Below are 22,373 nucleotides of genomic sequence, written 5' to 3'. Positions count from 1 at the left end.
GACCACCCGCGCGCTGGCATCACGCGCGCATCTCGGCGTCGAGTCGCGCTCGCGCGGCTTCGATAGCAGCCTGCGGGATGTCGATCTGATGCGTGTCCTCATAGCGGCCGTAGCCCGCGCGCCGCTGCGCCACGGTGTGGCGTGCAATCACGTCGATGAAATCCGGAAGCTGTGCTTCCAGTTCCGTTTCGGCGACAAACGCTTGGCTGCAACAGATGCCGTGTTCCGCTTCGCGCACCAAGCCCGGAAGGTCCTTGAGTTCGGCCTCGATCGCGGCGATTCGCTCATGCACCTGGTTCTGTGCGGCGACGACGACCTCGTACTCGGATTGCCGGCTCGGAAGGCTAATAACGTGGTCGTCGCCTTCGCTTTCGATCAGCGCTTGCGTGGCGGCGGCGCGTTCGGCTTCGACTTCGGCCTTGAGACGGTCGGCCCTGCGCTGCATTTGATCAGCACGGGCACGCGCTTTCGCCAGTTCGGCTTGCAGCGTCGCCTTTTGCTCGGTGAGACGCTGCAGTTCGGTCTTTCGGGCCTTCAACGAGGACGGTGCCTCGACTCGCCAGCGCAAGCCCCGATGTTTCACGCTGAGCGTGCTAAGGGCGCTCTCGCAACTGCGCAGGTGGGCGAGGGCGCGATTAGATTCGGCGAACAGGGCCTGTTCTTGCGTGGACCAGGTGGTGGAATTCGATCGCTGCTCCAGTTCATGATAGGCGCGGGCCTTCTCGCTGTAATCGGACTTGGCCTGAGCCAGCGATTGTTCGGCGCCTCGCAATTGCGCATCGACCTCGTTGAACTCCGCGCACAGTTCGTCGTAGCGGGACGGGTTGGCGTTCTTCTGCTTCTTGGTAAACGGATTGAGTTTCATCGGTTCTCCAGGTAGTTGCGCTACTTCGGGTCAAGCAGCCAGGGGTTGGCGGCGTAGAGGCGCGCGGGCAGCACGTAGGCGAGGTAGGCCAAGGTCTCGTAGGGCGACGGCGCGTCTGTGCGCCGATCGGGTTCGGCGTGGCGTAGCTCTGGGGCGTAGTCGATGACTTGCGCCCCCGGGTTGGCGGGCGGGACGCTGGGCGGATCGGTAGGCGATGTCACGGTGACGTTCCTTTGCGGGTGCGGGAGGGGCGGCGCGCCGCCGCTTCGGCGGCGTCCAGTTCTTCTCGGGTGGTGTCGGCTGGCGCCCACACCGGGTATTCGTGCTCGGCCTGTCCGCCGGGGAGTCGGGTGATCCGCCATTCGGCGCCGCGGCGGGTGTGCCCCCGGCTTTCCAGGTCGATGCCCTTCATGCGGTAGGCGGCGGCGATGCGCCGAAGTTCGTTGCTGAACCCCTTGGGCGAGCGCGGCCAGAGCGATCGGTCCGAGTCGCATAGCGGGCCGAGCAATTTGTGCAGCGTGCCCGCCGTTCCAATCCAGGGCAGCGTTTCGCGGTGCAGGAACTTGTCCAGCGCGGAGGCGACCGGATTGTCGTCAAGCGCGCGGTCGATGCCGGAACGCACCAGATCGGCATAGCGGGCCTGGAAGGTGCCCTGCGGTTGCCGCAGCGCGAGCGCGACCGCTTCGCCCAGCCGCTCGAAGTCGGCCATGCGCTGCTTGATCGGAAGCGCGACCGCCGGGACCATCTGGAACACCAGCGCGAACAGGTCGAGCAGGCCGGTGAAGACGGCGGCCCGGTCGGATTCCCAAGCGGTCCGGGCGACCGCGTCGTCCTTGCGGCGAGACGCCGGAATCGGCGGCACATTCAGGTGGACTACGCGGTCGATCAGATCCGGCCGGGTGGCGATGACCGAGATGCCGTTCAGGATGACCGGCCGCTTGGTTTGCAGGACGTGCTCCTCGCCGTTGGTGAACAACTGGCGGGCGGCGAAGCCGCCGCCGGTCGCGAGCGTGCACAGCGCGTCCTGCTGCTCGGCGGTCAGGCTCGACAGGTTCTCGTAGGACACCAGCCAGTTGTTGGCGGCGGCGACGAAGATGTCCTCGACGGTCTTCGGCCGACCGCGCAGCGGCACCTTGTTCGGATCGACCAGGTCGCGCAGCACCGACTGCGTCGTCGACTTCGCCGAGCCTTGCTCGCCGACCAACTCCAAGGCCGGGAACGGTGTTTCTGGCCGCAGGCAGTCGAGCAGCCACGCCAGGACCAACAGCCGGTCCTCGGTGCGGACATTGATATGGTCCCAGAGGCGGTCCAGATCCCGGCCGTCCCAGAGGTGCGGGTTCGGAACCGGCAGCGCGCGCATCGCCGGGGTGCGGATGAACAGCACGGGCGAGGTCTCCAGCAGCTGCCAACCGGCGTCGCCGATGTGCACCACACGCCAGAGCGGATCGCCCAGGTCGAGGTAGTAGCCGTCGTCGGTGCGGGCGGCGCGCAGATGCACCTGCACGGACTCGCCCTCGTGAATGCCAGCGGCGGCGAGGGTCGCCAGCGCGGCCTTAAGTAAGGTGTCCTGCAAGCCGGCCCGGCGCTCCGTCCACCACAGCGAACGCAGCCAATCGGCGAAGCCGCTGGACTGCACGCGCCATACCTGCCGGTGGTCGTCCATCGGGATGACCGCGATGGCCTGGCGGTCTGCATCGTGGAACAACTCGCAGCGCGATCGCGCCAGCGCGACCAGCGTATCCAGGGTCGAACCGCCGCCATCGTCTTCGGCGTCGGCACGCTGGATCGCGCGGTCGAGTTCCGCCAAGGAAAGATCGGCGTTCGCCTTCTTCGCTTGTTTGCGCAGGCGGGCAAACGCGCCGGCATCGAGATGACGCAGTTCCGCCCAGGCCGCGATGATCGAGGGCGCCAGAGCGGCGCCGACATCCTCGGCGGAGGACGCGATGGCCGTTTCGATCTGCTGCTGCAGGTGCGTCGCCACGTCGGCGGCGGCCGAGTCGGAGTGCAGCGACATCTCAGCGGATGCCCTCGTCGGAGGGCGTGACGCGCTCGCCATGGCGGGCCAGCCACGCCAGCACGTCGGCCTTGCGGTAGCGCACGCGGCGGCCGATGCGGGTGTAGCTCGGGCCTTCGCCGCGGCCGGCGACGGCTTCCAGCCAAGCCACGGTGTAGCCCAGGCCGGCGGCGGCCGTGCGGCGGTCGAGCAGGGCCGCGTCGGGCGCGGCCCAGAACAGGCGACTGAGTTCGGTTTGCCGCTGTAGGGCGCAGCGGCGGGTCGTGCGGGCGGTCATCGGGCTCCATCGAGGTCTGCCGGGGGAAGCGGCAGGATGGAGGCCGGCGGCCTGCGAAAGATGCAAATGCAGGAATCATTCCTGCACTGCATTTTTAGCGACGGCTGGCTGGGGTCTCTTGCTCCAGCAGCTTCAGCGCCAGTGCGACCCTGCGCTCGAAGGTGTTGAAGCCGACGACGTCGGGGCCGAACAGTTCCTTCGCGGTGGCCAAGACCGCGACACCGATTTGCTTGGCGTTCGGCCTGCCGTCGGGGCCGATTCGATACGCCGGCTGCGTCTTCGCCAGTACCAAGGCCATCATGCCGACTCCCTTGAGATGGCTGACTTCCGCGGCGTCGCTGCCATCCGGCAGGTCGATCTGCCGAGCCTCGTCGAACAGGAACGGCGGTCGCTCGGTCGCGCTGACCTGCTCGAACCAACGGCGCAGGCTGGCCTTTTTGATGACCAGGCGGTCCTTCTCGATCAACTCATCGACCGGCTGGTCGTAGTACGTCTTGCCGTTGGGCGCGCTGACGCCGAGGTCTTCGTACTCCAGTCGGCCATCGCGCAAGGCGTGAACCAGGGCGGAGCGCTTGGCGCGCATGCAGGTCGTGACGCCGTGAATCTGCTGTAGCTGGTCGGGCTGGAAGCCGCACCACAGCGCGACCGCGTCATCGAGGCGGATGTTGTCGCTAAGGTCCCAGTAGCGCAGGCAAGCGTGCAGGTCGGACGGGGAGGAGGTCATCGGTGGCGTCGTCGAGGGGGGAAAGCCCGTGACGGTAGTGACGATACATTCGCCGCGCAACCTCGCGGAACGTCACGAGCCATTGGACTTCGGTTTGATAGTCGTTTTGGGGTACCCGTGGAAACCATCAAACCGAGAACCACAGGCCGCGCGTGGTCGGGGGAGGCTCTGACATCGCCGTGACGGTGGTGACGGACGTGACGATGATTCTCCTATGTTTGCTTCTGAGGAAAGGGGTATCGGCGAGCGGCATATTCCTTCCGGCCAGACTGAACATAGAAGGCGAACCGTCACCACGATCACCATCGTCACACCTTCGCCTACTTGGTGACGGTGGTGATCGTGGTGACGGTTGCTCTTCTATGTTCGTTCCTGGGAAAGGGGGGAATAGTCCGCCGTCACCATGCTCGCGGTCCGACCCGCCACAGTGGCGCGTTTGCGTTCGGGCTAAACGCGAGCGTAATCCGACGAACTATTCCTGGCTGGGTTCAGCTACCGGTTAATTCTGCAAATTTTCACAATGAGATGCCGCCGCCGGCGAGCCGGCGAACCGGCGGCGCGGGTGGCAGGTCAGAGGCCGAGCAGGTAGGCGTCGCGCTGGCTGAGGGCGACGTCGGCTTGCGCGTTGGTCAAGCCGGCGGCGACGAAGGCAGCGCGCAGTCCGGCGTCGTCGTCGGCTTCGTTGTTGCTGAGCTGGTCCTCGACGAAGGCGAGCAGCACGGATGGCAGGTCGGCGAGGAGTTGGTCGATGGGCATGGCAGCGGTCCGTGGTCGGGATCGCATGAACGCTTCCTTCCTTAGATGAAGCAAGCGAAGTGCTTGGCGCATTGCTGCGCCACGCACTCGTGGACAGGTGTCGGACAGCGAGCCGGGCGATGCCCGGCTCGCAATCGGCTTACTCGGCGGCGGCGTTGCCGTCGGCGCCGGGCTGCTCGGCCTCCGTCTGGATGCGGTACACCCGCTCCTCCTTTCCTTCCTTATTAGATGTCAGCGGGTAGCCCTTCTTGCGGACGGTGCCGGCGAAGAATCCGCGCACCGAGTGCGCCTGCCAGTTCGTCGCCGCCATGATCTGCGGGATGGTCGCGCCTTCGGGGCGGCTGAGCAGGCCGACGACCAAGTCCAGCCGGTTCTGCTTGGGCGGGTCGGCAGGCGCGGTGGCGGCGTAACTGACGTGGCCGCCGTTGTCGCCGCCGGCCTCGTTGGCCTCGGGCACCGCCGGCTCCGGCGGCTCGCAACCTGCGGTCACCCAGCCCGCGCCCGTCAGGCGGTAGCCGGCGTCGTGCGGCTCGACCAAGCCGTTGCGCAGCAGGGCGCGCACGACGCTGGTGCGGGCGCCACCCAGCAGGCCGGTGGGATAGTCCTCGACGTAACCGCTGGTGTTGACGGCCATTTCGAGGACGTGGCGCTGGTTGTCGGACAGTTCGATGGTGGTCATGATCAAGTTCCTTCTTGGAAGCGGGAGTGCAGTTGGCGCGCGCGGCTTGGGCCAACCCATTCGCCTTCGGGGTCGAGGCCCCGGCGGATGAGTTCCTCGCGAGCGAGGTAGTTGAGGTCGAGGGTTCCGTTGGCGGCGGCGACCAGCACTGAGCTGGCCACCGCGCGCAGGAACCAAAGGTCGGCGTCACTCGCCGAGGACACGGGCGACCGTCCAACTCTGGTAGGTGCTGCCGTTGAGCAGGCCGACTACGCTCTCAAGGGGCAGCTGCTGCAGCGCGAGTGCGGCGCGGCGCCGCAGTTCCTCGTGCGCCAGCGCACTGACGTTCGCTCCGGTGAGCGGGGTGAGATCAGCGAGTACCGTCTCCGGGATGCTGCGCAGGCACTCTTTAAACATGTCGCTCGGTTGCATCGTGTTGGCCTCCGTGGCCGTCGTTGGGTGACGGCATGAACGCTTCCTTCGGCGGTGAATCCAAGTCGAATTCGCGAAGAAGAACGGACGTTCTCGAAGGCGGACAGGTGTCCGACAGGTTCGTCGTGAGCAACTGCGCTAAATAGGCCAATTGGCCGATTAACGGGCGGCGGCCTCGTGAAGCGATGCATACCCACGATGCCTAAAAAGTGCGAATTCGGACCTTTTCCAACCGTCTGTCTGGCGGAGCGAAGCGCTGGACGGAAGTGCGACCTGCCCTTGCATGGGCGAGCGACCGGCGAGATAGGATGGCTCCAGGCCGATTGGATACTCTTGTATGTCGCTTTCAATCCGTCGGGCAAAGGCGCATGCCGAAGCGCTGCAGCAGGCCTTGGAAGTCGGTGACACCTGGGATGTCACGGATGCCGAGCGTGCCTTCAACTTCAAGAAGCGTTGGGACGAACTGATTGTCCGCGCGCCGAGAGGAACGCGGCGGCACTACGAACTGCCGGGCGCGCGCATTGCCGAAGAGTCGCCGACGTTCAAGCGCTTGGTCGTGCCGATGCGGGAAACCGGCAAATTTGCCGGTTTGTGAGCGAGAGCATTGCAGCGCAATGCTTCCGGAGGAAAAAGGCGTGCGACCTTCCTGCTGTTGGATGGCAGCCAGAGTTGCAAATTTGCAACTTTGCTAGAGCCTTGCTACGCAAGGTATTGCGGAGAAAAAGGACCAAAAGGTCGCCGAGCCTGGTTGCGGAAAAGATGCAAATTTGCACCTTTTTTCCGGAGTCCGTTGAAGCGCGTGGCTTTCCGCTGAAATCGATTCGCGACCTATCCGCGCGGGTGCAAACCGAGTTGACGAGTGCGAACCTCTTAAGTGCAAACCTGATCTGCGACTCTGACGCTAGCGAGGTTTTGCGGCGTCGCCCCCCGATGTACCTAAGCTGAAGGAAGGACCCGCAGATGTTGCCGTTCGTCGGATGACGAGCGGCGGCGTGAGCGGCGTGTACCTGGAAGGTGGCGCTGCAGTCGCCACTTCACTTGGTCGCGCTCACGCGGCAACAAGCCGCGCTGTGTAGCCCTTAGCGCTTAAGGCGCTTCTTCCGTTCCATGCGATTGATCTGGACGATAGACCGCAGGCCGCTTTCCGCCTTCACCAGCGCCATGACGATGAGCGCGTGCTCTTTCGCGCCGGTACGAACCATCTCCTTGGAGATGTCGCCCCAATGCCGAATGCGCCGCTCCCGGCACCAATCCTCGAAGCGCTCCCAGGCAAGCTGTACTAGTTCTTTCATTTTTTACTCCAGGTATGCAAAGCGCCGAGTGACGCCTCTGCGTAGCCGGCATTCCGACAGAATCGGCGGCGGCTGTCTTTCAAACTAGTTTGAAAAAAGACGCCGGTGGGATTGACGCGCGCAAGTGAAAGACGAGCGGCACTGCCGCTCGCCCCATCGATCGTTACGATTCGATCCTGGTCACGTGGGCATGGAAGACCAGAACGATCTCGCGCTTGGCGGACTCGACGTCGCGGACCACCGGGTGGCAGAGGTGGCGCTTTCCGCCGGCCTCTTGGATGTAGACGCTCCGGCCTTGCTTCGAGACAGAGAAGTGGCGGACGCCGTCGGGGCCGTCCGCGTGTGCGTGGAACCAGTGTTTCTCTTGGGATCTAGCCAAAGCGAGTCTCCAGGTGGTGGGGAGACGTAATCCTAAAGCCGGGCTAACTTAGCTCCTGCGACTTCGACATGTATAACCCGCTTACACACAAAGTCCTGCCCAACTGGGCGACCGTGGCCCGACTCGGGAGGAGTAGGAGGAGGCCCGGGGCGGGGCGGCATATGCGAGAAGAGGAGGGCACCTTCGTTTTCGCGTGTAGTGCCAGGTCGAAATACAACGTCACAACCGTCACGACCGTCACAGCGCCAGGACTCCGTGATGGTCGTGACGTTCGTGACGGACACGTCTCTATGTTCCGCCTCGGAGAGAAGAGCATGCCCTGCCGGGCATATACCCCTTTCCGCGTAGCAAACATAGAAGGGCAACCGTCACCAACGTCACAACCGTCACGGCATCGCGAAAGCGCTTGAGCTCCCGCCGGCCTGGCCGCATCGTGTTCGCAGGTCAACTACGAGTACGAAGCGGCATGAAGAAAGCGAACCGCAATCAACCTCGGCGCGTTGCGCGGACGCCCAGGCAGGCGGCCGGACCGCATGACGGCCTTGAGGCGAAGCTGCTGAAACTCTGCGCCGACATCGGCTGGATCTGCGGATGGCGGGAGGAGCGGCTCGAACGGGTGCCGTCAGCACGCCGTTCGTCGCGCAAGCGCGTCATGCTCGGCCGCGCGCTGGCGGCGGAGGCCAGGATGCAGGAGGTCGAGGCATTCCGACCCGTCGAGGTTGCGTTCGTATCGAGCAGGCGAACCGCCTACTTGCAGGCCGAGCCGGCGGCCGAAGCGAGCGGCTTCGCCGATATCGTAATCGACCTTCAAGACGAACTGGCGAGGCTGGAGCGGGCGGGGTGGGCAACCCACTCCCTTAGCGAGGCCGCGAGCCGATATCTCGACCAAGTTCCACGGATCGCCGCGCGTCCGCTAGTTGGCCTTCGGATTCCGCAGATCTAACTCGACACTTTCGGAAAAGACGCTCTCGAACCCGGCGTAGGGTAGGGGATCAGAGCTGGTCGCCAAGCGCTCGATGCGCGCCCTCGTGTTCGCGTCCAAGGTACAGCTAGAAGGTAACTCAATCCTCATTAGTCGCCCTCCGCGCTCTTGGTGGAGTCGGACCCGACAGTTCACTCCGTGAGGCAATACTTGCGGATAAAGCATCTGCATGAGTGCATCTCGGAGAGCCATCATGTAGCGCTCGAGAAGGTCGCTATCCCGAGGAACTGCCGCCCCTTGGGCCGATAGGTCGCGGAGTTGTTGCTGTCGTTCTAGCTGCAGGGGAGACAACGACTCGGCTGAGGCCGCGCCACCAACCTCGCCTAAGACGAGCTGGGTCTCTGCGGGCGGATTCTGCGCAGTGACGCCCGTGCCGTCCGTGGTCTCAGCGGTCGGGCCGGGCGCAGCAGTCGGAACTGGCAGTTCCATAGATTCTGAAGCGGCCGGAGCAGATGTTGTCAGCGGCTGTGGGTTCGGGCTAGCCGGTTCGTCGTTTCGATGGTGCTCTTCCGGAGCTGACTGCGACCCTGCGGGATGCGAGGTGTCGATGTTCACTATGAGGGCCAACGTGGTGGAGCCCTGTATTCGTGAATCTGGTGCTGAAGGTGGAGAAAACTGCTGCGCGACATAGAGCAAGACGAAGAGGCAGGCATGTAGCAACAAAGTAAAGACGAAGGCGCGAAGCTCGTCGCTTCTGCCTTCGTCTACGCCAGAAGGTCTTGCTTGCTTGGGCGGGGTCAACGAGTCCAAAGATTCTGTGGAGGCGGATCGGCGACAATGAAACTTCGAGATCGAAGTGGTTTAATCAATAAAAACTTCACCATCCCTGCTTGAAATGGTTTCCCGGATAAATTTCCCATTAACCATCTCTGAGGAAAGAAGATTTCAATACATTGGACTATGCAAAGCGCTCCAGTCGTAGCTGTTGGCGGCCAGCTATTTATGGATGAAGGTGAATGGCTCTGAGTAGAACCAGCATCCCTTCATTGTGCGTAAGCCTAGCCGGTATCTACGATCATTTTCGCTGCTGGTCAGCGAGTAGAAGGTGAGCGACTGGCCTGGCGCGACCTGCGCCGTGCCATTAGCTGGAAAGTAGTCTTCGAGGGTGTCGTGTTTATTCCACCATTTGCCCTCACTGTCCTCCCGTTGCAGCACGGCAGCTCCGGGATGAAGCTCGGGCAGGTCTCCTTTATAGATCGGCACCGTGATCTTCAGGGTGGAGTTGTTGCGAAGGACAAACTTCCCAGCCTGCTCCCCTTTGTTTTGGCGACCAGCGTCTGATTCGATGAAGGAAATCGTTACTGATTTCGCGGCATCGTCTTCCTTTCGACATGACTTTGCTGTGCCGGCGGACGGAAAGCAGAGTGCGCTCAGCGTGATCGCGAAGAGAATCGTTCTCATGGCGCATGCCTCGTTACTTTGTAAATGTGTGCTTGCCGGAAAGATCCCATTTTTTTGCCGAATTGACCGCGGTCTGCCACGCGCCAAAATTAAGATAGTCGAGCATCTTCATCTTGTTGGCCGATTGGCACTCAACAAGTGACGCGTAAGAAGTGCCTTTCAGTTGACTTTCCATTTCCTGCGCATCGCCCTTGGCAGTCGCGAACCAAGTCTGAAAGTCCTTAACGTGTTGCTTCTCAGCCTTCATGTTGTCGTAAAGGATCGAATTACTTGAATAGCTGGGGCGTAAATAAATGATGGGTTCCATCGTAATCGAAAATTCCTGCAGCGAGAATAGACCCGACGCGCATTCGCAGTCCGCTCGTAGCTTCCAGTCGATAGCCGTACGTGCGGACGTCTGCGGCTTGAAGTAGTTCTGTCCATCGGTAGGAAACGTCTTCATGGGGCCGCCATCCGTAATGGTGTTCGAAATCCGTATGGGCAATTCGGTCCATTGGAGCAGCCCTGTGGGGTCGGACCAGATGAGTGGAGAGCTTGAGACGTAGCTATAGGTGTTGAATCCAGCAAGCAGCCCAATAGGGTCGCTCTGGAGATAGCGCCCAGTACTAGGGTCGTAGTCCCGATGCAAATTGTAGTGCGTACCGCTGACCACATCGAACTGTTGCCCAGGGAACCGCATGTTGAACACGAGCGCTGTGCCATCCTGATCTGGGTCCTGATTCGGCGGACTGTTGCCGAAGGATTCCCCCTCCACGTCCCACTTCCATACCGCAACGTTGCGGTTGGGGGCGATCACCACACGGGGCGTGCCGAGCGCATCGGCCTCGATATAGTGCAGCGCGGTATTCGCTGCATCGGTCTGCAACAGCGCGACCGGCAGACTGCCCAGCCAGATGACCTGTTGCTTCGGCTTGCCCGTCGCATCGTACTCACCGATCCACTGGCCGGACTCGCCGTAGATCGCAAAGCTGCTGGTGCTGGCGCCAAGGTAACGGCGCACTTGCTGCCCCTTACCGTCATAGGCGTACTGCATCAACGGCGTACTCAGCGACTTGACCCCAACCATGCGCCCGGTCTCGTCGTAGTCGAACTCCTTCTGCAGCCCACCGATGGACGTGGTGTTGCCGAGCGTGTCGTAGCTGCGGGCCACTGTGCCGACCTTGGTCAAGCGGTGACTAGTATCCTCATAGGTGTAGTCGGTCTTGCGACCGCCGGTCGTGATCGAGTCGCGGTTCCCCGTCAGGTCGTAGGTGTACGACTGCAGGATGCTGTTCGTGCTGCCGTCCTTGGTTGTCAACAGGCGGGACAACTGGTCGTACTCGTACCGTCGGACCGGCGGGTCAGCCTGATCGCCCTTGCGGACGGCCTTCAGATTGCCCACCTCATCGAACTCATAACCGATGGACAGGCCGCCCGGCGCGGCGTCCTGAACGATGCCGGGTTGGTAGTTCTGGTTGTAGGTCCGCACCAAACTGCGGCCGTTGCCGTATGTCCAGCCCGCAAGAGGGCCGAAGGGGTAGTAGGTCGCGTTCTGAAGCACGATCTCGCGCGCACGGCCCGGCACGGTGACACCCACCGTGGTCAGCTTGCCGACAGCGCTGTACCCGTAGTCAACGACGGTGCCGTCTGGATAGGTCATCGTTCCCAGTTGGCCGGCCGCCGTGTACCCGTATCGCAAAGTGAACGCGGTGCCGCTGATCGTTTGCTGTTTGCGGGTGACCCGGCCAAAGCGATCGTAGCAATAGCGTGTGCTGCCGCTGGCATCCACCATTTCCGACAGGCGACCCCGGCTGGCGCGTTCGTCCGCACCGCAGATCGTCGGGGTGACGTCGTAGGTCAGGGTGACATCCAACGTCCGGTTGTCGCCGTACTGGGTGCTGACCATCCGGCCCAAGGCGTCGGTACCGTAACGCCTCACCACGCCTTTGGCGTCGGTGGCGGTTTTGAGGTTGCCGGCAGCGTCGTAAGTGCTCGTGCTGGCGCCGGTGTCCGGACTCGTCAGCTGCAGCAGATCACCCAGCGCGTTGCGGGTATAGACGGTGTCCAAACCCTTCGGATCCGTCACTTTCGTGAGCTGGCCCAGCGCGTCATATTCGTACAACGTATCGACAGGCAAGTTGAACTGGCCCGAGAATTCGCGTTCTTGCTTCAGTTGTCCCAAGCCGTCATACGTATAAAGTTTGCCTCGCCTCCAGTACGTGGCGTTGGCATTCCACAATGCATCCCTGTACTGATGCAGCTTGCCGTTAGCCATGCCATACCGGGTGATTCGCCCATAGGCATCCGTCACCGACTGCAATTGTCCGAGGCGGTCATACACGGCGCTGGACTTCGCCAGCACCGTGCCGTCTGCGCGGAGGATCTCTTGCTTCTCGCGATCGCCGAACTTGTTCAGGGTGTACCGGATGCGGTTGCCGTCCTGATCGATGATGTCGGTCAGAAGATGCTGGGCGCCGTACTTGTACTCGCCGAAGCTACCGTCGGGCAGGCGCACCTTCTTGACCGCGCCGGTCGCTTCGTACTCCAGGCGGGTGATTAGATCATCCGTTTCCCGGCTGTCGTCTGGGCCGCGGACCTTGACCGCGGCCGGCCAACCCTGCGGGTGGTACTCCAGGTCCGTGATCAGACCATTGGTGTCGCGTGTCCGGGCAACGCGGCCCGCGCCGTCGTAGCGGACCACTTCATTGGTGTTGCCGGCGGCGTCGATGACCCGGCGCAGGTCACCTTTGCGGTACTCGCAGGTGATTGGGGCGGTGGCGCAGGTGGCGGCATCGCTGGCGTAGTACTCGAACCGGGTGACGTCGCTGACATCGGTGCGGGGACCGTCCACCGACAACACCAAGCCGACCTTGGGGCAGGTGCCCGCATCCACCTGTGGTTGTTCGCAATACGTGGTGGCCGATGATCGAACTTCATTGCGGATCGGATCACGTGCGGATTCGAGGGTTACCTGGCCCCGCACGTTCACGTCCCATCGCTCCTCTAGCACCATGGTGCCCTGGGCGTCGTACGTACGCCGCGCCGATAACTGCTCATAGTTGGGATACCAATCGGTCTCTACTGTCTTGAGCGCTGTAGGCGAAATGACATTGGCGTCGAGGTAGGTCGTCTTAGTGACGCGTCCTTTCGGGTCGCGCTCGAAGACTGTTCTGCTGCCGTCGAATCCCCCAATCTGCTTAACCGTGCCATCTGGATGGTAAGACAAGGACTTCAGGTTTAAGGTGTTCTTGCACATCGCCGAGCTATAGCTCGTTGGGCGGTCCTCACCGTTGACGGTAGTGCGTTCGATCAACGCTACACGGACGTTGTCTTCAAACACCTCCATAAACGAGGGGTTCGTCGGATATGTGACCTTGCGCTCGACCCCGCCAGCGGTTTGCGTGGTTTCCGCTTGACCCCGGCTGTCGTAACTGAATCGTGCTTTCTCCTGGCCGTTCGCATCAAGAGTCTTGGTCAAGAGACGGTTGGTGTAAATGTAGTAATGGCCAAAGCCGCCGCCGCCGGACACGGAATAGAGCAACTTATCGTCGGGCGCCGTACTTGCGTCGACGTAGCTGTACGTGACTCGGTTCCCATCGGCCTGGGCGACTACATCGAGATAGCCATCGCTACGATACTCAAGCGTGATGGCTCGACCCTGCTCGTCTGTGACGCGGCTTAGTTTCGATCCGTTGTACTGGAAGGTCAGAGTGCCGACTGAAAACTCACGTTGGACGAGGCGGCCCGCAGCATTAAAGGTGTCCGTATACCCCTCCGGCGAGACATGCTTGAAGCGCCTGCCGTCAGGACCGGAGAAACTGGTAACAGACCCGCCATCGGGCGCCACGACCACGACCGTGCCGTCAGGCCGCAGTGTCAGGTAGTGGATCCTCCCGTCGTCCAGGGCAAGCTCGTACAAGCCGTCGCCCTTGTCGAAAATCCGGCTGCTGAACGAATGGGACCAACCACGCCCCAAGCTGACCCGTTTGGCCTCCCAGCCGCTGTTGTAGTAGCGATTGAACTCGAGAAGACCATTGCTGCCGGCGGCATCGAGATCGCGGACCTCCTCGAACTTGTTGCCATTGAAGGCATTGATCGGGTTGCCAAGACCAACCTGACACGAAGGTTTGCCCAAGGTATTGGGGCCAGTGTCTTTGCGGTAGTAGTACCGATTCCAGGCGCCGCCGTAGGGCTGGAAGGGGCTGGGGTCGATGTAGTCAGGGCCGGAGTAGACGGTCCAGCCCCATGCCATCTCGATGGCACCAAACCGAACGATCTGGGTACTGCTACCGGAGCCATAGGTGGTCTGTACTTCGACGCCTGGCACTACATGGCATGGCTTCTCACTATCGGGAGTGACGCGGGTTTCACGCTCCGGAGTAGTGGCTGGTAAATCAAGCCGGTTCGCATACTCTTTCTCGCACTTCTGCATCGCGTACGAGTACGTGGCGTAATCAGAAGTGTTCAGCGACTCATGCTGCGCAAGAGCCTGAGGTCCATGTGCCAACCCAATGACCAGAGCCGTGGTAGTCCATGTCTTTTTCATGTGATGTCCTTATCAGACGCAAATGGGCGACAGGCCGGAGCGTTCTGTTTGGGGCGCGGTAGGGAGAAGAGTCGAGACGGTTCCATGTCAAAGCAACGTAGGGCCACGAGATCCGTATGGCAGTAAGGCGCATCATTCTTCAACCGAGTTTCGCTGGCAAGCATCTCGCACTGCGAGACCATTGATCGGGTCGTCAGCGGTGCGAATGTGACTTCGTTCAGCGTGTTGTGGTTGTAGCAATCTGTGCGCGCAATCGTGCCGTCCGGGGCGGCGACTCGGACTTGAGTCGGTAGGCCACGATAGAGGTAGAACTGCCGGGCTTGGGCTCGCGCGGCAGCGGTGGCCCCGTCTCGACTGGCGAAGGGAACAGGCTGCGGTGTGCCGTCTACCTGGACCCGCCAATGCGCCGAGTCCAGACGAACGACATCGAAGGAAATCACAGGCGAATCTTGTGCATCTTGCATCGTGGACTCTTCGTTAGAGCGAGGGGGACACGCTAGCAGAGCCATCCAGGGCGGTGATGTAGGAAACTTCTGATTTTGTTTGCGCGGTTGCCGAGGCGTTTTCAGCGTTCGTCCATCTATATTCTGCGCTGCGCCCAGATTCGACTCGGCGAAAAGCAAATTTGAAATGATTGAGTTGATGGTGTCGCGGTCGTATTGGTTAAGTCCGTCCCGGAAGCGTGAGGCCGAGGACGAAAATGATCCGTGTGTTCTTGATCGACGATCATCCGCTGGTGCGTATCGGGATGACCTGGGTGCTGGAGACGCAGAAGGACCTGCGTGTCGTGGGTGAGGCCGACAACGGCGTTAGCGCGCTGGCCGGTGTCGCGCGCCATCGTCCCGATGTGGTGATCTGCGATTACCACCTGCCGAACTGGGACGGCTTGGAGGTCACCCGTCGACTGCTGGAAGAACAGCCGGACCTGAAGATTCTGATCGTCTCGGTGGTTGACGGCGGTCCGGTACCGCGCCGTCTGCTGGCGGCCGGCGCGATGGGATACGTATCGAAGGCCCGCGACGGCAGCGCGGTCGTGCGCGCGGTGCGCGAGGTCGCCGCTGGCCGGCGCTATCTGGACGACGCGCTGGGCGCGCGGATGCTGTTCGAGACGACGCCGTTCGACCAGCTCAGCTCGCGTCAGCTGGAGGTCGCGCTGCTCATGGTGCAGGGCAAGCGCAACGCCGAGATCGCGCTGGAGCTGGGCCTGACCGAGTCCACTATCCGCACCGTGCGGGCGAAGGTGATGGCCAAGCTTGGCGTTCAGACCGACATCGCGCTGGCGCGGTTGGCGATGGACTGCGGGCTGATTCCGCCCGCCGGAGACGGCGGCGGGTTCCGTTCGAATCGCTCCGGGTAACCAAAACCCCGATCCAACCGCGAAAACACCCCCTCTCAAATCCACCTTGTTTTTGGCACTTTGCGCACACGAGCGTTTGGTCTCAGGACCAACCGACCGGAGAAAAGAGGGCAGGAGAGAGAGGAAAACGGGCCAATTCGGCGCCGCGCGGGAAACCCCAAAACCAAACGCCCCTCGCAAAGGCCCGCCAGTAACGGGGCTTGCAGAGGGGCGTGCGGACGGCGGAGAAACTTTCCCGCCGGGAATATGGCGCGCCTGGAGGGATTCGAACCCCCGACCAACGGCTTCGGAAGCCGCTACTCTATCCGGCTGAGCTACAGGCGCTTTGAGATCGCGCACGGCCGGGTCGCGGCGTGCGGCCGTGCATCATAACGGAATCCGGCGATTTGGGTGAGGCCGCGGGTCCGCGACGTCCGGCCTGGGCCGCCGCGCTCGCGACGGCGCGCCTGCCGCGCGACAGTCCGGTCGGGCCGGCCGCCTCATTGGGCAAGGACGCCCCGGCGGGCCGGGGTCGGGCCTGCGAGCCCGGCGCGTTACTCTATGGGCCTATGCAACGCGCCCATTCCCACCTGCCCGCGCCGGACTGGCGGCGGCGCCTGTCCCTGTATTGGAAGCTGACCCGCGGCGACCGGCCGATCGGCTGGCTGTTGTTGCTGTGGCCGACCTGGTGGGGGCTGTGGATCGCGGCCGGCGGGATGCCGTCGCTGTGGGTGCTGTTCGTGTTCTCGGCCGGGGTCTGGCTGACCCGGGCGGCGGGGTGCGTGATCAACGATTACGCCGACCGCTGGCTGGATCCGCACGTCGAGCGCACCAAGCACCGGCCGCTGGCCACCGGCGAGGTGCGCGGGCGCGAGGCGCTGGCGGTGTTCGCGGCGCTGATGCTGGCGGCGTTCGCGCTGGTGCTGACCCTCAACCGGCTGACCGTGCTGATGAGCGCGGTCGGCGTGGTGTTGGCGGCCAGTTATCCCTATCTCAAGCGCTACACCCACTTGCCGCAGGTCTACCTGGGCATGGCCTTCGGCTGGGGCATCCCGATGGCGTTCGCGGCGGTGCGCGGCGAGGTGCCGGCGGTGGCGTGGCTGTTGTATGCGGCCAACATCCTGTGGTCGACCGCGTACGACACCTGGTACGCCATGGTCGATCGCGAGGACGATCTCAAGATGGGCTCGAAGTCGACCGCGATCCTGTTCGGCGATCTCGACCTGGTCGCCATCGGCGTGCTCTATGCGCTGATGTTCGCCGCCTTGTTCCTGGTCGGCCAGCGCACCGGGCTGGGGCCGTGGTACTACGCCGGCCTCGCGGCGGCGGCGGCGTTGGTGGCGTACGAGTTCGTCATCGCGCGCGGGCGCGAGCGCGAACGTTGTTTCCGCGCGTTCCTGCACAACCACTGGGTCGGCCTGACGATCTTCGCCGGTCTGGCGCTGGACTATTTGCTGCGCAATACCAGCACGGTTGCCTGAACGTTGTTCAGGTTGGAAGGACGGTCGCGGGCTCAAGAACTGCGTACTTCAAGTGGCGTTGACAGCTCGATTGGCACACTCGCGGCACGCCTAAGCGGGGGATAGGGCGCCTGACCTGGTCTTGCGCGCGGCCCGTCCGCCCGGCGTCGTCCGTCCGCCGTTCGAACCGGAAGTCCGCATGACCCTCGTCCTCTCCGCGCGCCGCCCGCGCGCCCGCCTGGCCGCGCAGTTCGCGGCGATCGCCGCCATCGGCCTGGCCGCCCTGTTGTCGCCGCTGGTCGCGCAGGCGCAGTTCGCCACCGGCGGCGCCGGCCGGTTCAAGCAGAACATCTATTGGTTCGACTGGGGCACCACGCCGGACAACATCCCGCAGGCCGGCACCACCGTGACCAATACGATCCCGCTGTCGGGGCAGGAACTGCGCGTCACCTGTTCGTTGAGCAACATCAGCGGCGGCACCGGGCCGACCCTGCGCATCTACCGGCCGGGCAACTGGACCGGCGACGGCCTGGACGATCTGTACAACATCGGCGGCACCGGCAGCGCCAACACCATGGACATCGGCCTGCGCAACCGCGTGGACGGGGTCACCGCCAACTTCGATTTCGCCTGTTCGGCCACGCTCGGCGCGCCCGGCCAATCCAATCCGCCGGCCTACCAGCTCGACGGCCTGGTCGTGGCCGACGCCGAGCAGTCCTCCGGCGCCGAATACCTGCAGGCCACCATCAACAGCACCAACGGCGGCCTGCCGACGGTGTGGCGCATCATCGACCGCTTCCGCTCCTCCAACTGCGCCGACGGCACCCCGACCACGCTGACCGAAAGCGGCGGCAGCAGCACGCTGCGGTTCGGCGCGGCGCCGTTCTGTTCTTCCGGCCCGATGGGCATCGCCTTCATGGAAAACGCCACCCGCGCGAGCGTGCAGTTCCGCGGCGGCGGCGGCTCGGCGGTGGCGCTGGGCGTGGTGGTGGTGGACTCCACCGACCACGGCGACGCGCCGGCCAGCTACGGCGATGCGATCCACCTGGCGCAGTTCACCTGGAGCGGCGGCACCCTGACCGCGGGCACCACCACCGACATCCACGCCAGCGGCTTCGCCCTGGCCAATCTGGTGCCGCCGAGCACCCGCCTGGGCACCGCGCTGGACTCCGAATCGCTCGCCCAGTTCTCGGCCAACGCCGACGGCGACGACCTGCTCGGCAGCGACGACGAGGACGCGTTCGCCGCGCCGCTGGGCACGATCGCGGCCCTGCCGGGCACGACCTACACCTCGCCGGCGATCGCCTGCACCGGGCCCGGCACGGTGCGCGGCTGGATCGACTTCAACCGCGACGGCGACTTCAACGACGCCGGCGAAACCTCCAGCAACAGCCCGACCTGCACCGGCACGACCACGGTCAATCTCAACTGGACCGTGCCGGCCGGCGTGCAGACCGGACGCAGCTATATGCGCCTGCGCATCGCCAGCAACGCCGCGCAGATCGCCGCGCCGACCGGCAGCGCCAGCGACGGCGAAGTCGAGGACCACGTGCTGACCCTGGCCAACGCGCGAGTGACCTTGAACAAGCAGGTGGCCGCGCGCGCCAACGCCGCCGATCAGTTCACCGTGAGCCTGCTGCAGGGCGCCACCGTCGTCGCCAGCGCCGCCACCAGCGGTACCGGCACCAGCGCCGGCACCGGCGCGCAACTGCTGGCCTCGGCCACCGGCTACACCCTGCGCGATGCGCTCAGCGCCGGCAGCACCCCGTTCGCGCGGTATCAGAAGAGCATCGCCTGCGTCGCCAACGCCGGCAGCACCGGCGCGGTGCCGGTGCCCGGCGGGCCGACCGGCACCGGCCCGGTCGACTGGACGCTGACGCCGAACGCCGGCAACGACCTGACCTGCACCATCACCAATCGCGCGGTGGTGACGGCGTTGCGGATCAGCAAGAGCGACGACCAGGCCACCTACACGCCGGGCGACGCGCGCAACTACACGATCACCGTCAACAACGACGGCAGCGACGCGGCTACCGGCGCTCAGGTCAGCGACACCCTGCCGGCCGGCATGACCCTGACCGCGCAATGGCAATGCACCGCCAGCCCCGGCTCGACCTGCGGCGCGGCCAGCGGCGGCACGATCGGCGGCAACAGCGTGGCGTTGACGGTGAACCTGGCGCCGGGCGGCAGCGCGACGATCCAGGTGCCGGTGCGCTACAGCCCGAATCCGGGCGATTACTGATCGAACAGGATCGGGTCGGGCGCGCGGCTGCGGCTGCGGCGCATACGGATGCGCCGCACGGCGCGCAGTCGCGCAAGCGCGAGCGCCGCATAACGTAATCGCGATGCCGGGCAAAGACGGTGCCGCCGCGCTGGTGCGCAATGGCGGCACCCGTTGCCGGAGCGTCGTCATGCCGAAATCGTTGCTGCCGCTGTTGCTGTTCGTCCCTTGCGCCGCGCTCGGCGCGCCGGCCGGGCCGCACGCCGCGACCCCGACCCCGACCCCGACCCCGACCCGCGAACACTTCGCGCCGCCGGGCTGGGAAGGCTCGTATCGCGAGTTGCACTACTCGCCGGTGGTGCGCATCGGCGACCGGGTCATCGTGTCCGGCATTCCCACCCCGGACGGCGCGGACGATGAAGCCAAGGCGCGTGCGTTGTTCGTCGAGCTGCGCAAGCACCTGCGCAGCGCCGGCGCCGACCTGGACGACGTGGTCGAACTGCAGAGCTTCCACGTCGCCCGCGACCAGGCCGAATTCCGCGAGCGGATCGCGCCGGTGCTGAAGGCGCATCGCGAGTTCTTCAAGGACCATTACCCCGCGTGGACGGCGGTGGCGGTCAGCGGGCTGTATTCGAAGGGCGCGACGTTCGAACTGCGCGCCGAAGCGGTGATCGGCTCCGGCAAGGCGCCGCGGGCGACCATCGGCAAACCCTGACGCGTCTCGCACGGCCGAGTTGTAGCAGCGGCGCGAGCCGCAACCCACCGCAGCGACGCACGCCAGCGCCGCGGCCGAAGCCCGGCCGGCCGGTGGTTCGCGCGAGCCCGCGCCGCATCGCCGCGGCGGGCGACAACCTCGCCGCCGCATCGCGCGCCGGCGCCGCGCCGCCGCGCGATTCCGACTAAAGTCCAAGTGGCCCGAGCCTTCCGCGCTCGGACAATGCCCCAGCCACCGCAGGATTCCGCACCGCCATGACCGCAGCCGCTCCCGTCGCCGACGGTCCGCTCGCCCGCTTCGCCCTGCGCAGCGCCGCCTGGGCCGAACGCTGGTTTCCCGATGCCTATGTGTTCGCCGCGCTCGGCGTGGTCGTGGTCGCGGTCGCCGCGTTGGCCTTCGGCGCCACGCCGACCGCCATCGCGGCCGCGTTCGGCGACGGCTACTGGAGCCTGATCCCGTTCACCATGCAGATGGCGTTCGTGGTGATCGGCGGCTATGTCGTCGCCACCGCGCCGGCGGTGGCGCGGCTGATCGACGCGCTGGCGCGTTTCCCGCGCAGCGGCCGCGGCGCGGTCTGCTACGTCGCCTTGGTCAGCATGCTGACCTCGCTGCTGAGCTGGGGCTTCTCGCTGGTGTTCGGCGGCCTGCTGGTGCGCGCGCTGGCGCGGCGCGAGGACCTGGACATGGATTACCGCGCGGCCGGCGCCGCGGCGTACCTCGGCCTGGGCGCGGTGTGGGCGATGGGCCTGAGCTCCTCGGCCGCGCAGCTGCAGGCCAACCCGGCGAGCATGCCGCCCGGCCTGCTCGCGATCACCGGCGTGCTGCCTTTCAGCGAAACCATCTTCCTGTGGCAGTCGATCGCGCTGACCGCGGCGCTGATCGCGGTCTCGCTGCTGGTGTGCTTCGTCACCGCGCCGCGCGGGGCGTCGGTCAAGCGCGCGAACGAGTTCGAAGGCGCCGACCGCCTCGCCGCCGACGAGCGCCACGCGGCGGCGCTGCCGCCGCGCACGCGTCCGGGCGAATGGCTCGAATACAGCCCGCTGATCACCGTGCTGCTGGCCGCGCTGAGCCTGGGCTGGCTGGCTTACGAATTCGGCCAGAAGCCGCTGGTCACCGCGATCGCCAGCCTCAACACCTACAACTTCCTGTTCCTCACCGTCGGCCTGCTGCTGCACTGGCGTCCGCGCAGTTTCCTCAACGCGGTCGCGCGCGCGGTGCCGAGCACCGGCGGCGTGCTGATCCAGTTCCCGCTCTACGGCGGCATCGCCAGCCTGCTGACCGCGGCCAAGGGCGCCGACGGCCAGACCCTGGCGCACCATCTGTCGAGCGTGTTCGTGCACATCGCCAGCACCGACACCTTCACCCTGGTGATGGGCGTGTACTCGGCCGTGCTCGGCTTCTTCGTGCCGTCCGGCGGCGGCAAGTGGATCATCGAGGCGCCGTACGTGATGCAGGCCGCCAACGACCTGCAGGTGCACCTGGGCTGGGCGGTGCAGGTGTACAACGCGGCCGAGGCGCTGCCGAACCTGATCAATCCGTTCTGGATGCTGCCGCTGCTGGGCGTGCTCGGCTTGAAGGCGCGCGACATCGTCGGCTTCACCTTCATCCAGCTGCTGGTGCATATCCCGCTGGTGCTGGGCTTGCTGTGGCTGCTCGGGCTGACCCTGACCTATCACCCGCCGGTCATGCCATAAGCGCAAAGCGCGCGTTCGCGCAAGCGGAAAAATCCTACCCGCGCGCGCGCCGACCGCCGACTGACGCGGTCGGCCGCGGCGCGCGATGCTGTGCGCCGTGGAGACGCCATCGCGTTTGCGGCGGCGGGACCGGCAAGGAGGCCGCGTCCGCTTCCACACGGCGTTCCGGTCGATGCGAGTCGCCGCTGCGCCTTCAGGTCTCAATGTAGGAGACCTGTGTTGGCGACAATGGCGGCCTGCGGCAGGGAAGGGACATCCAGCCGGCAGCACACGCTCAAGGAGGGAGCGGACCGGGGGCCAGGGAACGCATCGCAGGCGACAAAGCATCCTCGTCGGTGGAGAACTTGCGATGCCGGGCCCCGGCCACGGCAGGGAACGTCGGCCAAGCGAACCCGCTCGATTCGATCAGGCGCGCCAGGAGGCGCGGCGCAGGGAGCACCGCCAGGGACGGCGGGCGATCGGATCGGGGATGCGCCCGGGATGGCGCGCGTGACGGCAGGGACGCCGTCACCGGGGAGGCGCCACGGACGGCGAGGCTTGCGCCAGGCCACGGAAGGGCGTGAACGGCCATGGATGGCTATGGATGGCCATGGATGGCAAGGGGGCCGCGCGTCGCGCAGGAGGCGCGACGCGCGGAGCAGG

The 22,373-nt window shown here is 64.8% G+C and carries 17 protein-coding genes and 1 tRNA gene; 7 read left to right on the top strand and 11 right to left on the bottom strand.

Going from position 1 to position 22,373, the window contains the following annotated elements:
• Positions 1–19: 19 nt before the first annotated feature.
• From JHW41_RS25200 to JHW41_RS25170, 7 genes are all read right to left on the bottom strand, one after another.
• Positions 20–865, bottom strand: a complete 846-nt coding sequence (locus JHW41_RS25200) for a hypothetical protein (protein WP_250448324.1) — start codon at positions 863–865, stop codon at positions 20–22.
• A 217-nt stretch (positions 866–1,082) separates the two neighbouring features.
• On the bottom strand, positions 1,083–2,879 hold the full coding sequence (locus JHW41_RS25195) for a hypothetical protein (RefSeq protein ID WP_250448322.1): 1,797 nt from the start codon (positions 2,877–2,879) through the stop codon (positions 1,083–1,085).
• A gap of 1 nt (position 2,880) precedes the next feature.
• On the bottom strand, positions 2,881–3,156 hold the full coding sequence (locus JHW41_RS25190; RefSeq protein ID WP_250448320.1) for a helix-turn-helix transcriptional regulator: 276 nt from the start codon (positions 3,154–3,156) through the stop codon (positions 2,881–2,883).
• A gap of 94 nt (positions 3,157–3,250) precedes the next feature.
• A complete protein-coding gene (locus JHW41_RS25185) occupies positions 3,251–3,880 on the bottom strand; it encodes a hypothetical protein (RefSeq protein WP_250448318.1) in 630 nt (209 codons plus the stop codon).
• Between the two features lie 570 nt (positions 3,881–4,450).
• Complete coding sequence (locus tag JHW41_RS25180) at positions 4,451–4,636, bottom strand: hypothetical protein (protein ID WP_250448316.1); 186 nt, start codon at positions 4,634–4,636, stop codon at positions 4,451–4,453.
• 139 nt (positions 4,637–4,775) lie between these two features.
• Entirely contained in the window at positions 4,776–5,315 is a 540-nt protein-coding gene (locus JHW41_RS25175) for a DUF3489 domain-containing protein (protein ID WP_250448314.1), read from the bottom strand.
• 186 nt (positions 5,316–5,501) lie between these two features.
• Positions 5,502–5,726, bottom strand: a complete 225-nt coding sequence (locus tag JHW41_RS25170) for a hypothetical protein (protein ID WP_250448312.1) — start codon at positions 5,724–5,726, stop codon at positions 5,502–5,504.
• Between the two features lie 337 nt (positions 5,727–6,063).
• On the opposite strand from JHW41_RS25170, the gene JHW41_RS25165 reads away from it, so the two are divergent.
• Positions 6,064–6,321: a hypothetical protein gene (locus JHW41_RS25165; RefSeq protein WP_250448310.1), complete on the top strand. Its 258-nt coding sequence runs from the start codon at positions 6,064–6,066 to the stop codon at positions 6,319–6,321.
• A gap of 484 nt (positions 6,322–6,805) precedes the next feature.
• On the opposite strand, the gene JHW41_RS25160 is transcribed toward JHW41_RS25165, so the two are convergent.
• Positions 6,806–7,018, bottom strand: a complete 213-nt coding sequence (locus JHW41_RS25160; protein WP_250448308.1) for a hypothetical protein — start codon at positions 7,016–7,018, stop codon at positions 6,806–6,808.
• A gap of 845 nt (positions 7,019–7,863) precedes the next feature.
• Between JHW41_RS25160 and JHW41_RS25155 the strand changes: the two genes are divergently transcribed.
• Entirely contained in the window at positions 7,864–8,340 is a 477-nt protein-coding gene (locus JHW41_RS25155) for a hypothetical protein (RefSeq protein ID WP_250448306.1), read from the top strand.
• A gap of 975 nt (positions 8,341–9,315) precedes the next feature.
• Here JHW41_RS25155 and JHW41_RS25150 read toward each other — a convergent pair.
• Positions 9,316–9,780, bottom strand: a complete 465-nt coding sequence (locus JHW41_RS25150) for a hypothetical protein (protein WP_250448304.1) — start codon at positions 9,778–9,780, stop codon at positions 9,316–9,318.
• A gap of 13 nt (positions 9,781–9,793) precedes the next feature.
• A complete protein-coding gene (locus tag JHW41_RS25145; protein ID WP_250448302.1) occupies positions 9,794–14,305 on the bottom strand; it encodes an RHS repeat-associated core domain-containing protein in 4,512 nt (1,503 codons plus the stop codon).
• A gap of 700 nt (positions 14,306–15,005) precedes the next feature.
• Between JHW41_RS25145 and JHW41_RS25140 the strand changes: the two genes are divergently transcribed.
• A complete protein-coding gene (locus tag JHW41_RS25140; RefSeq protein ID WP_250448300.1) occupies positions 15,006–15,662 on the top strand; it encodes a response regulator in 657 nt (218 codons plus the stop codon).
• A 247-nt stretch (positions 15,663–15,909) separates the two neighbouring features.
• Here the strand turns inward: JHW41_RS25140 and JHW41_RS25135 are convergent.
• Positions 15,910–15,986, bottom strand: a tRNA-Arg gene (locus tag JHW41_RS25135).
• Positions 15,987–16,210: 224 nt separating this feature from the next.
• Here JHW41_RS25135 and ubiA point away from each other — a divergent pair.
• The 4 genes from ubiA to JHW41_RS25115 all read left to right on the top strand — a co-directional run bounded on the left by ubiA (position 16,211) and on the right by JHW41_RS25115 (position 21,731).
• Entirely contained in the window at positions 16,211–17,122 is a 912-nt protein-coding gene (gene ubiA / locus JHW41_RS25130) for a 4-hydroxybenzoate octaprenyltransferase (protein WP_250448299.1), read from the top strand.
• 178 nt (positions 17,123–17,300) lie between these two features.
• Positions 17,301–19,343, top strand: a complete 2,043-nt coding sequence (locus tag JHW41_RS25125; RefSeq protein ID WP_250448297.1) for a CshA/CshB family fibrillar adhesin-related protein — start codon at positions 17,301–17,303, stop codon at positions 19,341–19,343.
• A gap of 169 nt (positions 19,344–19,512) precedes the next feature.
• Positions 19,513–20,037 carry a Rid family hydrolase gene (locus JHW41_RS25120; protein ID WP_250448295.1) on the top strand — a complete coding sequence of 175 codons (525 nt, stop codon included), beginning with the start codon at positions 19,513–19,515 and terminating at the stop codon, positions 20,035–20,037.
• A gap of 254 nt (positions 20,038–20,291) precedes the next feature.
• The gene (locus JHW41_RS25115) at positions 20,292–21,731 is read left to right on the top strand and encodes a short-chain fatty acid transporter (RefSeq protein WP_250448293.1); all 1,440 of its coding nucleotides are present in this window, start codon (positions 20,292–20,294) and stop codon (positions 21,729–21,731) included.
• The last annotated feature ends 642 nt before the right edge of the window (positions 21,732–22,373 follow it).

Origin of the sequence: Lysobacter enzymogenes, assembly GCF_023617245.1 — a bacterium.
GTDB lineage: Bacteria > Pseudomonadota > Gammaproteobacteria > Xanthomonadales > Xanthomonadaceae > Lysobacter > Lysobacter yananisis.
This window is presented reverse-complemented; position numbering and strand designations above follow the sequence as displayed.

Coding starts and splice junctions, on each gene's coding strand:
- JHW41_RS25200 (WP_250448324.1), bottom strand. CDS start 865: ATGAAACTCAATCCGTTTACCAAGAAGCAGAAGAACGCCAACCCGTCC.
- JHW41_RS25195 (WP_250448322.1), bottom strand. CDS start 2,879: ATGTCGCTGCACTCCGACTCGGCCGCCGCCGACGTGGCGACGCACCTG.
- JHW41_RS25190 (WP_250448320.1), bottom strand. CDS start 3,156: ATGACCGCCCGCACGACCCGCCGCTGCGCCCTACAGCGGCAAACCGAA.
- JHW41_RS25185 (WP_250448318.1), bottom strand. CDS start 3,880: ATGACCTCCTCCCCGTCCGACCTGCACGCTTGCCTGCGCTACTGGGAC.
- JHW41_RS25180 (WP_250448316.1), bottom strand. CDS start 4,636: ATGCCCATCGACCAACTCCTCGCCGACCTGCCATCCGTGCTGCTCGCC.
- JHW41_RS25175 (WP_250448314.1), bottom strand. CDS start 5,315: ATGACCACCATCGAACTGTCCGACAACCAGCGCCACGTCCTCGAAATG.
- JHW41_RS25170 (WP_250448312.1), bottom strand. CDS start 5,726: ATGCAACCGAGCGACATGTTTAAAGAGTGCCTGCGCAGCATCCCGGAG.
- JHW41_RS25165 (WP_250448310.1), top strand. CDS start 6,064: ATGTCGCTTTCAATCCGTCGGGCAAAGGCGCATGCCGAAGCGCTGCAG.
- JHW41_RS25160 (WP_250448308.1), bottom strand. CDS start 7,018: ATGAAAGAACTAGTACAGCTTGCCTGGGAGCGCTTCGAGGATTGGTGC.
- JHW41_RS25155 (WP_250448306.1), top strand. CDS start 7,864: ATGAAGAAAGCGAACCGCAATCAACCTCGGCGCGTTGCGCGGACGCCC.
- JHW41_RS25150 (WP_250448304.1), bottom strand. CDS start 9,780: ATGAGAACGATTCTCTTCGCGATCACGCTGAGCGCACTCTGCTTTCCG.
- JHW41_RS25145 (WP_250448302.1), bottom strand. CDS start 14,305: ATGAAAAAGACATGGACTACCACGGCTCTGGTCATTGGGTTGGCACAT.
- JHW41_RS25140 (WP_250448300.1), top strand. CDS start 15,006: ATGATCCGTGTGTTCTTGATCGACGATCATCCGCTGGTGCGTATCGGG.
- ubiA (WP_250448299.1), top strand. CDS start 16,211: ATGCAACGCGCCCATTCCCACCTGCCCGCGCCGGACTGGCGGCGGCGC.
- JHW41_RS25125 (WP_250448297.1), top strand. CDS start 17,301: ATGACCCTCGTCCTCTCCGCGCGCCGCCCGCGCGCCCGCCTGGCCGCG.
- JHW41_RS25120 (WP_250448295.1), top strand. CDS start 19,513: ATGCCGAAATCGTTGCTGCCGCTGTTGCTGTTCGTCCCTTGCGCCGCG.
- JHW41_RS25115 (WP_250448293.1), top strand. CDS start 20,292: ATGACCGCAGCCGCTCCCGTCGCCGACGGTCCGCTCGCCCGCTTCGCC.